The following is a 15,251-nucleotide window of genomic DNA, read 5'->3' on the forward strand; positions in this document are numbered from 1 at the left end:
ACTCCCTGTTAAGATAGCGCAACACGGTGCAGCTCCCGCAGTCTCCTGACAGGCAGCAATACACAGTGACAGTTCCGCGCCTTTCGGCAAACGGCCCCAATCGTAGCTGCGGACTAAGAGCAGCAGTTACGATTTCGGCGGATATTCCTTTGGGCGCGTATCACCGATGGCTCTTAGGCATCTCCACGCGCTTACTCTTCTTATCCGCGACCTCTACCTCATCCTAGGTATGATGAGGCTATCTTTGAACGATATGAACAACAGGAATCAGTATAAGGCATACCAGCTTCTCAGGCAATGACAAAATACGGCAGTTTCACGTCAGCTCCGCCGGCGCTCTGACATCTGCTGCCAGACCGTGCCCGCCGCTTCCTCGCCGGACAGAATCCGCTCCAGCGCCATCTTGGCCTGGAGCCCGACCTCGAATTCGGGGTCTTCGGCAGCAACGCTCAGCGCTTCCTGGGCCTCGGCGGTCCCGACTTCGTAGAGGAAGCGTGCCGCCCGCCAGCGCACCAGCTTGCTGGCATCACTCAGCGACGCCGTCATCACCGGCGTCGCTGCCGGGTCGCCGATGTCGGAGAGCGTGTCCCCGGCGGTGCGCCGCACGGCCGGGGCGCTGTCCTTCATCGCCTCATAGAGCAGCTCCATCGCACCTGGCGTGCGGATGTCGCCCAGGTACACGACCGCAAGCCTGCGGATCTGCAGCTTGGGGTCGTGCAGCGCCGCCCGCAGCTCCGGCAGGAGCTGCTCGCCCGGCGCCAAATCCTCCAGCGCGGCATAGCGCACGCGCCAGTCTTCATCGTGCAGGTCGCGCAGCAGCTCGGCCTGCTCTTTCTTGTGCCGCTGCTCGACGAACTCGCCGGCAGCCCCGTGCGCGATGGCCTGCTGCACGAGGGAGTCGAGGCGTTTCTGCGGATACGCCGCTTCCAGCTCCTGCTCGACCTCGCGGGCAATCTCCGACGGCTCGCCGTAGCGCACGCCGTAATCGCTGAGCTTGCGCTCCTTGATCATCACGGCGCTGGCCACATCGGTCACCGCCTGGGTGAAGCGGCTGGAGAGGGCGATGCGCTCCTCCTTCGCGCCGGTCTTGACCCGGATCTGAATCGGGATGCCGCGGAACATCTGCACGAAGACCTGGGACTCCCCGAAGTGGGCGCCGTCATTCTCATCGCCAAGACTATATTCCGCGCTGAGGCCGTCCGCCCCGAAGCGGTTCTGGACCTCGCGCAGAATCGCTGCCCAGTCCGCGCTGCCCTTGCGTTCCAGCGCGGCGAAATCAGCGGCATGATAAATACTGGTGACGCCAGGAATCTCCAGCATCTCCTGCGCCCAGGAAGGGGCGGAGCGCCGGGTCTCCGGGGTATAGGTCCGGCGGATACCGGGGGCAAGGCTTTCGTCCAGATGAAGCTTCATGGTATTTGGACTGGGGGTCGGTTCAATAAAGGTGATCTTCATACGTCAGCTCCTCTTTTTGACAATAAAATCGCATAAATGCTATACCGATTGCGTTACCCGCATTTTACCTCTTTCAGCAGACGAATACAAAGCGGCCGGGGACTATATTAGCTGAAATTTTAGTTATTATTTATCCGTTCCCGTCATTTCCAACCTCTGGCGCAGGCATCCCCATACTAATGTTGCACATTATGCAATTCTGAATCCGCGGAACCCTGAGGTGTGGAGAATATGTTGCATAAAATGCAGAATTCCAGTGTTTAAGTCGTGAGTTGGCGGGGAGATGCTGCTTTTTATGCAACAATTTCGGGTATTAGACCAAAAGTAGAGGCGAATGTTGCATTTTGGGCAGGATTTTGCGAATATGAGGCCAGAGAAGCAACGGCCTGGCGGCTAATCTGACGGCTACACACACGCTCCACCCAGAAATCGCGCTGCCAATCTCTCCCGGACGTTTCCGCTGGAGCCATTTGGGTAAAATTTGTAATGGGTATCTGTTTCAACCAGAAGGAGTGTTCCAGATTATGGCCAGAATACGTTACAACAACATCGATAATGTCAGCACCGATAAAACACTTAAGGAATTCCGCCAATGGCGTGAGGACCGCCGCAAGAAAAAGAAGGATTACACCTATAAAGTGCCGAATCATCCGCCGCGCCTCGACTATCTGGCCGGGAACCGGCTGGAGACGACGATTACGTGGATCGGGCATTCCACTTTTTTTCTGCAATACGAAGGGCTTAATATCATCACCGACCCGATCTGGGCACGGCGGCTGGGCTTCGAGAAGCGGATCGGTCAGCCGGGCATTCCGCTCGCGGATATCCCGCCGATCGATCTGATTCTGATCTCCCATTCCCACTATGACCATCTGCATATCGCGTCCATCCGCAAGCTGTACCGGGCAGGAACAACCATTGTGGTGCCTGCCGGGCTTAAGCGCAAAATGCTCCGCAAAGGCTTCCCGAACTGCCGGGAAATGCAGTGGTGGCAGGAGATTACGCTGGGCGCCGTCAAGCTGACGTTTGTCCCGACCCAGCACTGGACGCGCAGAACGCCGTTCGATACGAATTCCTCGCACTGGGGCGGTTATGTGCTTCAGCCGGCAGACCCGCAGAAGCACCCGGAGGGGGAGGAGGGCAAGGCGCAGCATAAGCTGCTTCCGCCGAACCTCTATTTTGCCGGAGACAGCGGCTTCTTCCCGGGCTTCAAGGAAATCGGCAGACGCTTCAAGCTGCATGTCGCGCTGATGCCGATTGGCGCTTATGAGCCTGAATGGTTCATGAACTCCCAGCATGTGAATCCCGAGGAGGCCGTGCAGGCCTTCCTTGATGTAGGCGCCGAACTGATGATTCCGATGCACTTCGGAACCTTCAGGCTGGCCGATGATACCGCGCGCGAAGCGCTGGACCGGATGGAGCAGGCGAGGGTGGCGCAAGGGCTTGGTGAGGAGCGTATCCGTACCTTGGGCTATGGGGAGACACTGGTCGTCCAGCCTGAGGAACGCCCGGCGGGGCAATAACCCGGAGAAGGCTTGTATTAAACACTTCTACTTAAATAAGAGCCGTAATAAGGGCCATTTTGCTTGATTTTATGCTATAATGAGCCGGAACCTATGCGAAAAGGATGGTAATGCTTAATGATTAGCACAAGCGGTATAACACTCCGCTACGGAAAACGCGCACTATTTGAGGATGTAAACATAAAATTCACACCCGGCAACTGCTACGGTCTGATTGGCGCGAACGGCGCCGGCAAATCGACCTTCCTAAAGATTCTGTCCGGAGAGATCGAAGCGAACATCGGCGATGTGCATATCACACCCGGTGAACGGCTGGCCGTACTGAAACAGAACCATTTCGAGTATGACGAGTTTCAGGTGCTGGAGACCGTAATTATGGGTCATACCCGCCTGTATGAAATTATGAAGGAAAAGGACGCCCTGTACGCAAAGAGCGACTTCACCGAAGCAGACGGACTTCGCGCCGGTGAGCTGGAAGGCGAATTCGCGGAGCTGAACGGCTGGGATGCAGAGCCTGATGCTGCTGCTATGCTGATTGGTCTTGGGATCATGCGTGAGATGCACGACAAGAAAATGGCCGAACTCAGCGGCAACGAGAAGGTACGGGTCCTGCTGGCCCAGGCCCTGTTCGGACGTCCGAACAACCTGCTGCTCGATGAGCCTACCAACCATTTGGATCTTGAATCGATTGGCTGGCTGGAGAATTTCCTCATGGACTACGAAGGCACCGTTATCGTGGTATCCCATGACCGTCACTTCCTGAACAAGGTCTGTACGCATATTGCGGATATCGATTTCGGCAAAATCCAAATGTATGTCGGCAACTACGACTTCTGGTATGAATCCAGCCAATTGGCCCAGGCACTGCAGCGCGATGCCAACAAGAAGAAGGAAGACAAGATGAAGGAGCTGCAAGCCTTCATTCAGCGCTTCTCGGCCAATGCCTCGAAATCGAAGCAGGCGACTTCCCGTAAGAAGCAGCTCGAGAAGATTACCCTGGATGACATCCGTCCGTCCAACCGTAAATACCCGTTCCTGAACTTCAAGCCTGAACGTGAAGCCGGCAAACAGCTGCTTACGATCAGCGGCCTGACCAAGTCGGTGGACGGCGAGAAGGTACTGGATGAAGTCAGCTTTGTAGTCAACAAAGGGGATAAGATCGCTTTTGTAGGACCGTATTCCCAGCCTAAATCTCTGCTGTTCGATGTGATTATGGGTGAGAAGGAAGCAGATGAGGGTGAATATACTTGGGGGGTGACCACAACCCAGGCGTATTTCCCTAAGGATAACTCCAAGTACTTCGACGGGGTGAACATGAACCTGGTTGAATGGCTGCGCCAGTATTCCAAGGATCAGGACGAAACCTTCCTGCGCGGATTCCTCGGCCGGATGCTGTTCGCCGGCGAAGAAGCACTGAAGAAGGCAAGCGTATTGTCCGGGGGTGAGAAGGTCCGCTGTATGCTGGCCAAGATGATGCTGAACGGAGCGAACGTACTGGTATTCGATGAGCCTACCAATCACTTGGACCTGGAATCGATCACCGCGCTCAATAACGGCCTGATTGACTTTGACGGCACGATCCTGTTCACCTCCCATGACCATCAGTTCATTCAGACGATTGCCAACCGCATCATTGAGATTACACCGGCTGGCATCATTGACCGTACGATGAGCTATGATGAGTATCTGGAGAACCCGGAGATTAAGGAAATGCGTGCCCGCATGTATCCTGTAGAGGTTTAAGAAGTAGATATACTAGAATGGACAGTACTGAGTTCATACGAAAAACGGCTGCGTCGTCCCCGGAGGGATAACGCAGCCGTTTCCACTTGAAATCTAAGGTCTAGGAACCGCCGGTCCGGCGGCGCTGATTGTTAGGCTTCTTGTTATTCTGGCTTTTCAGCGGCTTCGCGGAGCCGGCCTGAAAGGTTGAACCCGGTTTTCCCGAAGCATGCTGTTTCTTCTGCTCCAGCTTCTGGCGGATGGCATCAGCCAAATTAATTTTTGGTTTCTCGTTGTTCTCGCTCATTATGTTACCCCCTTAGGCAGCAAGTCCTTTTCCTTATTCTAAATGTTTTTAAATGCTGCTACAAGGGCAAGAATAACTCAAAGAAAGTTTTCCTGTATTTATGCGGCAGGAATAGGGGGAGAGGCAGAGATGACCGACATTTATGAAGATATTCGCAAGGGTGAGAAGGGTGCGCTGGTCAGTATCGCCGCTTATCTGATTCTGTCAGCCTTTAAGCTGATCTGCGGCTACCTGTTCGCCTCCAGCGCGCTCCTGGCGGACGGATTCAACAATTTAACTGATATTGTGGCCTCGCTGGCGGTGCTGATCGGGCTGCGCATCTCGCGGAAGCCGCCGGATTCCGATCACACCTACGGACATTTCCGGGCCGAGACGATTGCGGCCCTGATGGCCTCTTTTATTATGGCGCTGGTGGGCATTCAGGTTATTGTGGAGGCGGTGCGTTCGCTGTTCGAGGGCGAGAAGGCCACGCCGCAGCTCTGGTCTGCGGGTGTTGCGCTGGTGTGTGCGGTAGCGATGATGGGGGTATATATATATAACAAGCGACTGGCAGAGCGAATTAATAACCACGCGCTGATGGCTGCTGCGAAGGATAATTTCTCGGATGCCATTGTAAGCGTTGGGGCAGCTGTAGGGATTGTAGGGGCGCAGTTCGGACTGCCGTGGATTGATTCGGCGGCTGCTATCGGAGTCGGCTTGCTGATTATCAAGACAGCCTGGGATATTTTCCGCGATTCCACGTACCGGCTGACGGACGGCTTTGACGAAGATAAGCTGCTTGACCTGCGAAGCACCATTGCCCGGACCCCTGGCGTAGAGGGAATCAAGGATTTGAAGGCCCGTGTACACGGCAATCATGTGCTGGTGGATGTAGTCGTAGAGGTGAATGCCCGCATGACAGTCATGGAAGGGCATGAGATCAGCGATTCGATTGAAGAGCGGATGACCAAGCTGCACAACATTATGCATGTGCAAGTTCACGTGGAGCCCAAGGAGTAACATTCCATGATTTCTCCTAGTTAGCTGTAATTTCCACCAAATCCAAGGAGAAATAGCGACTTTAGACCTGCATGTTACCATAAGATGGAAAGGTTTTTTGTGAAATTTGGAGCATGTTCCAAATCCCGGGCCAGCCTATAATGAGGGCAGAAAGCAACAAACGTAGCGCGCGCCGTTGTTGAATTTCTTAATACGCTAAGCGGGGGAACGCTATGATCGTATCACGCAAGAAACTTACAGCATCGTTATGGGTTTCCGCATCACTGGCATTATCCTTGGGAGTGTTCAGTCCAGGACAGGCTTTCGCTGCAACGGATTCTTCGATTACAACATTGGCGGCGTCTGCTGGACAGACAGGCATTATTCAAGCTTCGGTCCGGCTGCGCACAGATCCGTCTACCAGCAGCACGGTACTGAAATATCTAAATAAAGGCGACCAGGTCGTTATTCTGGAAGCTGCTAACAGCTACTGGTACAAAGTAAGAACGGCAGAGGGAATTGTGGGGTATATGAGCTCGGGAGATTCCTACATCCGATTGCTTACGGCTTCCGCACCTGCGTCCCGGACAGCGGTGATTCAGGCCACGGTCCGTGTAAGGGAGACCCCTGCAACCAGCGGTCAAGTGGTTGGATATCTCTATAAGAATGACCAGGTAACCATTCTTGAAGAGACCAACAGCTATTGGTACAAAATAAGAATGGCAAACGGGACGGTGGGTTATACCAGCTCATCCGATCAATATATTACAGCGGGTGCTTCATCGCCGTCTGCTCCAGCCACTCCAGCTCCAACACCGGTACCTGTTCAGACGCCGGTGCCGACGCCTGTTCCAACACCAACACCGGCACCTGTACCTACAGCCGGGCAGACGGCTGTGATTGAACGTGTGATCGCAGCGGGGATGGGCTATCTGGGTACACCATATGAATTTGGTTCCAGCCGTAATGATACGCGTACCTTCGATTGTTCGGATTTCATCCGCCAGATCTTCATGGATGCAGCGGACTTGAAGCTGCCTGCCGATTCCCGGCAGCAAGGGGACTGGGTGAAGCAGAACAGTGGTGTAACTACGGATGTATCCGGCTTGAAGCGGGGCGATTTGATGTTCTTCATGGATTATAAAGGAACTTCTCCCTCTGCTTATACCGGAATCAACAAGTCTACGGCAAGAATTACGCATGTCGCCATGTATTTAGGTGACGGGAAGCTGCTGCATACCTATTCAGTAAGCTCCGGCGGTGTAAGAGTAGATAATCTTAGCGCTTCTTGGATGAACCGTTTCCTGTACGGAGGCTCGGTCATCCGCTAATATATACAGCGAGGACAGCAAGAAGCGACAGGCAGTACAAGTTTGTGACGGGTGAACTACAAGCGGGTGTATGGCGGGGTTATCCCTTCAGTAGAAGATTCTACTGAAGGGATAACCTCTTTTTACTGTCAATAGACACAAAAAAAAGGCCGTTTGGATTAGCGTCCACGTGCCTTGTCAGGGTACATCCGTTGAGTCATAGCTGCAGCATATGAGATGAGCAGCTATGACTCTATGAGTCGAATCGCTTATGGATTGATTACGTAAGCGGAGGCAGGAACCTTGATCCAGGCTTTACCCAGCCAAGTGTAGATTTCTCTCCATTCGTTGCCCATAGCGTCTTTCGTAATCACACCAGTAGTATCAACAGTCTGTGCACCCAGCCAGCCAATAGCAGTCGTGCTTCCCGCAGACAGATGGAATGCTGTAAGTTTGGTCAGAATGATCTGAGGTGTTGCTGGCTTAATATCAGATGCCGTAATGACCGGGTCTGCCGGATTCAGATAAGTTGCTCCGGTTACAGTGGTTACTGCATCGGAAGAAGTGGTTTTGGTAGTATCTGTTGTTCCTGTTACTACCTCAGCTGCGGAAGCTGTTGCTGCAAGGGAAGCCATAAGACCCATTGCTACTGTTAAACTGGCTAATTTTTTCATCGATGATTCCTCCTAGGTATGTTGGTGTGATGTTCTATGTTCTTGCTGTGCTAATATGGATGTAAACATAATTTGCATTGAATGAACCAGCGTAAGCAATAAATTTTATTTTTCTTGTCCAGCTTGAGGGGAACCGCTTCCTTCCGGTTTGAATCACCGATGACATTCTGAGCGGAAAGGCCTATACTTTTTGAAGGGCAGCAAGAAGCCCGGAGGCTTTCTCACGAAAGACCTCCGGGCCTTGAGCACTGCCTGGCCGGCAGTCAGTTAACGGTATGCTTGCCTACATTGATCGTCCCCTGCGCCCCATAAAGAGTGAGACCACGAAGAGGATCAGGAAGATGTAGAACAATACTTTGGCGATGCCGACAGCTGCCGCCACAATATTGAAGAATCCGAAGATACCCGCAATCAGGGCCACTACCAGCAGAATTATAGACCATCTTAGCATGAGATGTCATCCTTTCTGTGCGCTTGATGTAATCATTGTTTAAACGGGGCTTATCCATTTGAAACAGGGAGGAAAGGAAGAGGATTCCAGGGGCTTGGCCTTTGTTTCGGCCGAATTCTGTAAGGGTAACTATGCAGTATCACACAGGGGAAACTGACAATTTAAACACTTTTGGAAGGGGTTATCTACTATGATCATTGAACTTAGCGTAGCACTGGTTGCTATCGCCTTTGCAGTACTCGTATTCTTCTTAATCAAAACCTTGAAATCGGCGAAGGACTCGCTCGACAAGGTCAGCCAGACGCTGCAGGAGGTTCAGAAGACTATCGATGAGCTAACCTATGAAGTGAAAACAACAGTCCGGCATGCCAATGACATCACTGCCGATGTCCAGGGCAAAATCCAGAAGATTGACCCGATCGTGGATTCCGTGAAGAATCTGGGCGATGTCATGAACGAGCTGACATTGACCGTGAAGCAGGTATCGGTAACGGTAATTGAGAAGTTCCGTAAATCACGTGAACTGAAGGATAAGGCAAAATCGGTCTCTATCGCAGAAGTCCCGTTAACACCGGCGGAGGAGAGAACCGTTCAATCCTATGAGGCAGTGAGTTCAAGCAAATCCAAGGGCAAGATTGCTACAGCCCTCAAAGGCGTGGATGCAGCCGCCGCGATCTGGCAGAAATTCCGCCACTAATACCTTGATGACATGATATACGGCGGGGCACAGGACGGGGCAATACCAGCTCATGAAAGGCGGGAATCCTATGAAAATGGTTATTCTACTGCTTAGTCTGCTTTCTCCCTTCATATCTGCACCGCCGCAAGGAGAGACGGTTACGCCCGCTCCCGGTACCGCCGCACAGCTGCCGGCAATGTTCGCCTTCGAGCATAGCGCAGTTGCCGATCCTTACATAAGCAGCTTCGATTCTTTGTCCGGGATTAGCTTATATATGACGGAAGAGAAGCTGCTGCAGGCCAAGGGAACGCCACAGCAGATTGCTGAAGATCCTTGGGCGGGTTGCCTTGAATATCAATATGCCGATAGCTCGGCGGGGGTATGCGGCGGTGTCGTCCTCTATGTACATGTTTCGCCTGCTCATGCAGGGCAATACGGTCTGAGTCTTAACGGGCAGGTGCTCCATCCCCAGACGATGAACGTGCAGGATATGCTGGGAGCGCCTGATTTTGAAGCCGAGGATGGGGATGTTTACATTAGAGGAGAGGCCGCGCTCAAGATCTACCGTAATATGAAAAGCGGGGAATGGGACGGCGTGGATTTGTTCGACGCGTATTCCTTCTGAAGCTGATTCAAATACGGCGGTATTGGTTAATGAATGGTCAGTCATCTATCCGGTGGCTAAGCCCTTATTCATTATGAAGGAGAGTGATTTCATGGATTCAACCGGTACACAGGCTTATGCCAAGCTGCTGGAGAACGGCGTTCAGGCGATAGAAGAAGTGAATCGGCTCCGCAGCAGCGGCTACACCAGAGAGGATCTTTATGTGATTAGTCACGATGAAGACCGCGAAGGGCGTATTGTAGACGCCGCAGATACTAATGAAGTGGGGCTGAGCGAAGAAGGGCTGTTCGGTGCCATTGCCAACCTCTTCCGTTCGCGTGGCGACGCTTTACGCTTCAAGATTACTTCACTGGGCTTCAGCGCAGCGGAGGCGGCATTTTACGAGAAAGAGCTGGATACAGGCAAGGTTCTGGTTATTGCCAAAAGAAACCCACAATAATCGCGGGTGAGCTTCGTTGGCCTCATTTGTTGACATCAATAGTACAATAGCGTAACCTCCAGTCCCACTAGATGTAGTGGAGCTGGAGGTTACTTTGTTGAAGCCGGAACCTGTTTTATGCCAATATCTAGCTGGATGGTAACAGGCCGTGTAAATATCGTATGATAGAACGATAGAGTTGCGGGTTTAGGGTCTTAATATTATTCGTGTGAGGTGAAGAGCTTGAGAATATTAATCGTAGACGACAATCCTACCAATGTAATTATCATTCGTGAAATCCTCAAGAAGGAAGATTACCGGAATTTCATAACGGCTTCGTCCGCTAAAGATATGCTGAAGCTGCTGGGCGTCGGTGCAGGGGAAGAGAACGGGCAGCCACGGCCCTCTGACGTGGACCTGATTCTGCTGGATATGATGATGCCGGAAATGGATGGGATTGAAGCCTGCCGTGTAGTTCAGCAATATGAGCATCTGAAGGATATTCCTATTATTATGGTTACGGCTGTAGGTGACTCTAAGAAGCTCGCCGAGGCGCTGGATGCCGGAGCGGTGGATTATGTGACGAAGCCGATCAACAAGGTGGAGCTGATGGCCCGCATCCGCCTCGCGCTGCGGCTGAAGCGTGAGAAGGACTGGCATAAGGAGCGGGACCAGCGGATACAGGATGAATTGAAGCTGGCTGCCCTGGTGCAGAATGCGGTACTCAGTCTGCCGCTGGCCGAGGAGACTCTGGAGGTGCATGCCATCTATCAGCCTTCCTTCGAGCTGGCTGGAGATCTGTATGCCTGGTATCCGCTGGGAGACGGGCGTTATGCGGTGATCCTGCTGGATATGATGGGCCACGGCATCTCATCTTCCCTGTTCTGTATGTTCCTGGCCTCTGTACTGAAGGATACCGTAACTACGTATGTGGAGCCGGAGAAAGTCATTCAGGAGCTGAACAGACGATTCAACCAGCTCTATATTGAGAAGCAGCTGGTCCAGTATTATTTCACGGCTATTTATCTTGTCATTGATACCCGCATGAAGCGGATTAATTATGTGAATGCAGGGCATCCGCCGGCGCTGTTCTTTGAAGGAGACGCTAAGACTCCGGTGCTGCTTGAGAGCAATTGCCACCCAGTGGGACTGTTTGACCGGATCGATATCCAGCAGCAGAGCCTGAGCTATGAGGATGAGGGGCATCTGGTGCTGTTCACGGACGGCCTTTTGGAGATGGTGGAGGGCGGCCAGGAGGAGCAGCTGCAATTCATGATCGGACACTTGAATACCAGTCATGACTGGCAGGAAGACCTGGTGCGCGCTGCATTCCTGAGCGAGCCTGTTAACGCGGACCGGGATGACGATAAATGTCTGGTCTGGATCTCGCTGAAGAAAGGAACCGATATGGAATGAAGATAAAGGCTAAACTGCTGATCGGCTTCAGTGCCATGCTGGCGATTATGCTTGCGCTGACCCTGATCGGCTATGACAGGCTTCATTATATGAGCAGTCAGCTGGACAGCTACCAGGAGAGGTATAGCAAGGGCCGGGCTTCTTCAGGACTTCGCGGGGAAGTAAACGACATGGCAAGGATATTGACGACTTCCATGCTTAATGCCGATACTGTAACCCTGGAAGCGCAGAAGGCCGAGATTGACAGTAAGGTCCTCAAGTCTGCGGAGCATCTGGAGAACATTAAGGCCACGCTGAAGACGGCAGAGGAACTGCAAATATTATCCCGGATTGAGAACTCCTATTCTGCGTATCTGAAATATCAGGATAAGGTTCTGGAGATGCTGGGAGCCGGATACTTTCAGAATGCCAACACGTACCGCAACGCAGAAGGGCAGGATGTTCAGAACGAGGTGCTGAACAGTCTGAATGCGTTGTCTGATTACAATGCCTTCCGCATGACCGAGGAGACTGCCAATGCCCAGGAGGCTTCGAGCAGATCGATTCAGATGGTCACCCTGATCATGGTCTTGGGGCTGCTGCTCGGGCTGGGTGTCATTCTGTGGGTGATACCGAGTATCACGCGCGGCCTAAGCGTCGTCTCCATGATGATTACCAGCTTCGGCAACGGCAAAATGCGGGCGATCCGCAGGATCAAGGTGAGGTCGAAGGATGAGATTGGTGATGTAGCACGGGTATTTCAGCGGATGGCTGAGGATATTGAGCAAAAGCAGGAGCTGGAGAGATCCTATTCCCAGGCACAGAGTGATCAGGCTTGGCTGAATGCCAACATTGCCCGGGTTACTGAGCTGCTGCGCGGTGTCAGCTCACTGGATCAGGTATCCCAGACCTTCATCAGTGAGTTCACGCCGGTGCTGGGAGCGCAGTATGGTGCCGTCTACCTGAAAAGCCAGGACAATCCGAACCTGCTGGTCAGCAGCGCCTTCTATGCCGGTGAGGAGGGAGTTACGCCGAAGGAGAGCTTCGAGATTGGTCAGGGGCTGATCGGGCAGAGCGCCTTGGATAAGCTGCCGATCAAGCTGACAGAGGCACCAGACAACTATATCTCGGTTTCTTCGGGATTCGGGGAAGCGCATCCGAGTTATATTTCCATTCACCCGCTTTTATTCGAGGATGAGGTGCTGGGTGTAGTGGAATTCGCTTCCTTCACACCGTTCTCGGTGCTGCAGAATGAACTGCTTCATCAGCTCTCCAGTAATCTGGGGATTATTCTGAACAACATCAGCCGCAGGCTTGTGGTTGAGGAATTGCTGCGCGAATCGCAGGCACTGACCGAAGAACTGCAATGCCAGTCGGAAGAGCTGCAGACCCAGCAGGAGGAATTGCGCCGCTCCAACGAGAATCTGGAGGAGCAGACAGATGCCCTGAAGCGCTCAGAGGAGCTGCTGCAGCGCCAGCAGGAAGAGCTGGAGCATTACAATACAGAGCTGGTCTCCAAGACCCGTGCACTGCAGGATCAGGTGCAGGAGGTTGAAGAGAAGAAGGATGAAATCGAGCATGCCCGCATGCAGCTGGAGAAGCAGGCCATGCAGCTTGCGGTAACCAGCAAATACAAATCCGAATTCCTGGCCAATATGTCCCATGAGCTGCGCACCCCGCTGAACAGCCTGCTCATTCTCTCGCAGCTCCTTACAGAGAATAAGGAGGGCAATCTGAGCGAGAAGCAGGTGGAATTCGCCCATACCATCTATATGTCAGGTGCAGATCTGCTTAAGATGATTGACGAGATTCTTGATCTGTCCAAGGTCGATGCCGGCAAAATGGAGCTGAATCATGAAGAAATTCCGCTGATTGAGCTGAAGACCTTCGTGAAGCAGAACTTTGCTCCGCTGGCTGGGCAGAAGGGGCTGTCGCTGCGCCTGTCCTTTGACGAGCCGCTGCCGGACAGTGTATATAGCGACAGTCACAGACTGAAGCAGATTCTGCGTAACCTGTTGTCCAATGCCTTCAAATTCACCAGCGAAGGGTATGTGGAGTTCTCTGTCAGCCGTGCGGACGTCAAGCGGCTGCCTGCCTATCTGCCGCATGATTATGATTATATTGCCATAGCTGTCAAGGATAGCGGCATCGGTATCCCGTCTGATAAGATGGATATCGTCTTCGAGGCGTTCCAGCAGGTTGACGGTACGACGAGCCGCAAATATGGCGGTACGGGGCTTGGCCTCTCGATCAGCCGCGAATTAGCCCGCCTGATGGGCGGAGCCATCGGACTGGAGTCCCGTGAAGGGCAGGGCAGTATATTCACACTGTATCTGCCGGTTCAGGGGAACTTCAGCCTGTTGCCGGGAGCGGTAGAAGCCGCTCCTGCCGGGGAGCCCTTGCAGCTTGAGGAGTTCCGTAAGGAACTGCCATGGGATAAAGCAGGGGATATCGCGCCTACACCTGCTATGCCTGTAGTTGTGGAAGATGACCGCGATTCTTTGGCCAGCGGCGACAAAGTACTGCTGATTATTGAGGATGACGAGAGCTTTGCCAAGATCCTGCTGAGCATGGCCCGCGGGCGCGGCTTTAAGGGACTGGTAGCCCTGCAGGGTGATATCGGCCTGCAGATGGCCAAGACCCTGCTGCCGGACGCGATCATCCTCGACATCCAGCTGCCTGTCATGGACGGCTGGTCGATTCTGAGGGAGCTCAAGAGCGATTCCCAGACGCGTCATATTCCGGTGCATGTGATCTCTGTGAATGATGAAATGAAGCAGGGACTCATGATGGGAGCGATGGCCTATCTCAGAAAGCCGTCCTCGCGCGAAGCGCTGGACCGGGCCTTCTCGCAGATTGAGAACTATACCGCCAGCACGATGAAGCATCTCTTGATTGTCGAGGACGACGATATCCAGCGCCGCTCCATAGAGGAGCTTATCGGACATGATGATGTAGTGATTACGGCGGTGTCTTCGGGCCAAGAGGCTCTGAATGAACTGCACAAGCAGAGATATGACTGTATGGTGCTTGATCTGATGCTGGATGATATGACCGGCTTCGAGCTGCTGGATCAGATCCGCGACGATGAGGAGCTGAACGATCTGCCGATTATTATTTATACCGGCAAGGATCTGGACAGCAAGGAAGAGACCAAGCTGCGCAAATATGCGGAATCCATTATCATCAAGGATGTCCGCTCGCCGGAACGGCTTTTGGATGAGACCACACTGTTCATGCACCGGGTAGAAGCAAATCTGCCGGAGGATAAGCGTAAAATCCTGCAAAAGCTGCACAATAAAGAGGAGCTGTTTGACGGCAAAAAAATTCTGCTCGTCGATGATGATATCCGCAACGTCTTTGCCCTCTCCAGTGTGCTCGAAGGCTATCACATGGAAGTGAAATTTGCCGAGAACGGCCGCGAGGCCATCGACATGCTTGTCGAACAGACTGATTATGACCTGGTGCTGATGGATATGATGATGCCCGAGATGGACGGGTATGAAGCTATGCGCCGCATCCGGCAGATGCCGCAGTACCAGAAATTGCCGATTATCGCCCTCACAGCCAAGGCTATGAAGGAGGACCGGGCCAAGTGTATTGAAGCCGGAGCCTCCGATTACATGAAGAAACCGATCAGTACAGATCAGCTTCTTTCGTTAATGCGCGTCTGGTTGTATTCGTAAGGGTGATTTCGGGGTAATAGCTATACAG

At 52.9% G+C, this 15,251-nt stretch carries 13 protein-coding genes and 1 riboswitch; of the genes, 9 read left to right on the forward strand and 4 right to left on the reverse strand.

Going from position 1 to position 15,251, the window contains the following annotated elements:
• Window positions 1–6 precede the first annotated feature (6 nt).
• Window positions 7–224: riboswitch (Lysine riboswitch) on the reverse strand.
• A 97-nt stretch (window positions 225–321) separates the two neighbouring features.
• Window positions 322–1,455, reverse strand: a complete 1,134-nt coding sequence (locus NST04_RS08420) for a conserved virulence factor C family protein (RefSeq protein WP_341183889.1) — start codon at window positions 1,453–1,455, stop codon at window positions 322–324.
• Window positions 1,456–1,979: 524 nt separating this feature from the next.
• Here NST04_RS08420 and NST04_RS08425 point away from each other — a divergent pair.
• Window positions 1,980–2,978 carry an MBL fold metallo-hydrolase gene (locus NST04_RS08425; RefSeq protein ID WP_341183890.1) on the forward strand — a complete coding sequence of 333 codons (999 nt, stop codon included), beginning with the start codon at window positions 1,980–1,982 and terminating at the stop codon, window positions 2,976–2,978.
• A gap of 117 nt (window positions 2,979–3,095) precedes the next feature.
• Window positions 3,096–4,721: an ABC-F family ATP-binding cassette domain-containing protein gene (locus tag NST04_RS08430; RefSeq protein WP_341183891.1), complete on the forward strand. Its 1,626-nt coding sequence runs from the start codon at window positions 3,096–3,098 to the stop codon at window positions 4,719–4,721.
• Window positions 4,722–4,821: 100 nt separating this feature from the next.
• On the opposite strand, the gene NST04_RS08435 is transcribed toward NST04_RS08430, so the two are convergent.
• Window positions 4,822–5,007 (reverse strand): hypothetical protein, encoded by a 186-nt coding sequence (locus NST04_RS08435; RefSeq protein WP_036694961.1) that lies wholly within the window; start codon window positions 5,005–5,007, stop codon window positions 4,822–4,824.
• Window positions 5,008–5,136: 129 nt separating this feature from the next.
• On the opposite strand from NST04_RS08435, the gene NST04_RS08440 reads away from it, so the two are divergent.
• Together NST04_RS08440 and NST04_RS08445 are read left to right on the forward strand one after the other, a co-directional pair.
• Window positions 5,137–6,006: a cation diffusion facilitator family transporter gene (locus tag NST04_RS08440; RefSeq protein ID WP_341183892.1), complete on the forward strand. Its 870-nt coding sequence runs from the start codon at window positions 5,137–5,139 to the stop codon at window positions 6,004–6,006.
• Window positions 6,007–6,218: 212 nt separating this feature from the next.
• A complete protein-coding gene (locus tag NST04_RS08445) occupies window positions 6,219–7,316 on the forward strand; it encodes a C40 family peptidase (RefSeq protein WP_341183893.1) in 1,098 nt (365 codons plus the stop codon).
• 248 nt (window positions 7,317–7,564) lie between these two features.
• On the opposite strand, the gene NST04_RS08450 is transcribed toward NST04_RS08445, so the two are convergent.
• Window positions 7,565–7,969 carry a hypothetical protein gene (locus tag NST04_RS08450; RefSeq protein WP_341183894.1) on the reverse strand — a complete coding sequence of 135 codons (405 nt, stop codon included), beginning with the start codon at window positions 7,967–7,969 and terminating at the stop codon, window positions 7,565–7,567.
• 283 nt (window positions 7,970–8,252) lie between these two features.
• Window positions 8,253–8,420 carry a DUF1328 domain-containing protein gene (locus tag NST04_RS08455; RefSeq protein WP_036694965.1) on the reverse strand — a complete coding sequence of 56 codons (168 nt, stop codon included), beginning with the start codon at window positions 8,418–8,420 and terminating at the stop codon, window positions 8,253–8,255.
• 190 nt (window positions 8,421–8,610) lie between these two features.
• On the opposite strand from NST04_RS08455, the gene NST04_RS08460 reads away from it, so the two are divergent.
• The 5 genes from NST04_RS08460 (at window position 8,611) to NST04_RS08480 (ending at window position 15,223) form a co-directional block, all read left to right on the forward strand.
• Window positions 8,611–9,117 carry a DUF948 domain-containing protein gene (locus tag NST04_RS08460; protein WP_341183895.1) on the forward strand — a complete coding sequence of 169 codons (507 nt, stop codon included), beginning with the start codon at window positions 8,611–8,613 and terminating at the stop codon, window positions 9,115–9,117.
• A gap of 70 nt (window positions 9,118–9,187) precedes the next feature.
• Entirely contained in the window at window positions 9,188–9,724 is a 537-nt protein-coding gene (locus NST04_RS08465) for a hypothetical protein (protein WP_341183896.1), read from the forward strand.
• A 91-nt stretch (window positions 9,725–9,815) separates the two neighbouring features.
• Window positions 9,816–10,163 carry a general stress protein gene (locus NST04_RS08470; RefSeq protein WP_076080447.1) on the forward strand — a complete coding sequence of 116 codons (348 nt, stop codon included), beginning with the start codon at window positions 9,816–9,818 and terminating at the stop codon, window positions 10,161–10,163.
• 222 nt (window positions 10,164–10,385) lie between these two features.
• On the forward strand, window positions 10,386–11,558 hold the full coding sequence (locus tag NST04_RS08475) for a fused response regulator/phosphatase (RefSeq protein ID WP_341183897.1): 1,173 nt from the start codon (window positions 10,386–10,388) through the stop codon (window positions 11,556–11,558).
• Window positions 11,555–15,223, forward strand: a complete 3,669-nt coding sequence (locus tag NST04_RS08480) for a response regulator (RefSeq protein WP_341183898.1) — start codon at window positions 11,555–11,557, stop codon at window positions 15,221–15,223. The genes NST04_RS08475 and NST04_RS08480 overlap by 4 nt, the downstream gene beginning before the upstream one ends.
• Window positions 15,224–15,251: the final 28 nt, after the last annotated feature.

The organism is Paenibacillus sp. FSL H7-0756 (assembly GCF_038006765.1).
Taxonomy (GTDB): domain Bacteria; phylum Bacillota; class Bacilli; order Paenibacillales; family Paenibacillaceae; genus Paenibacillus_AQ.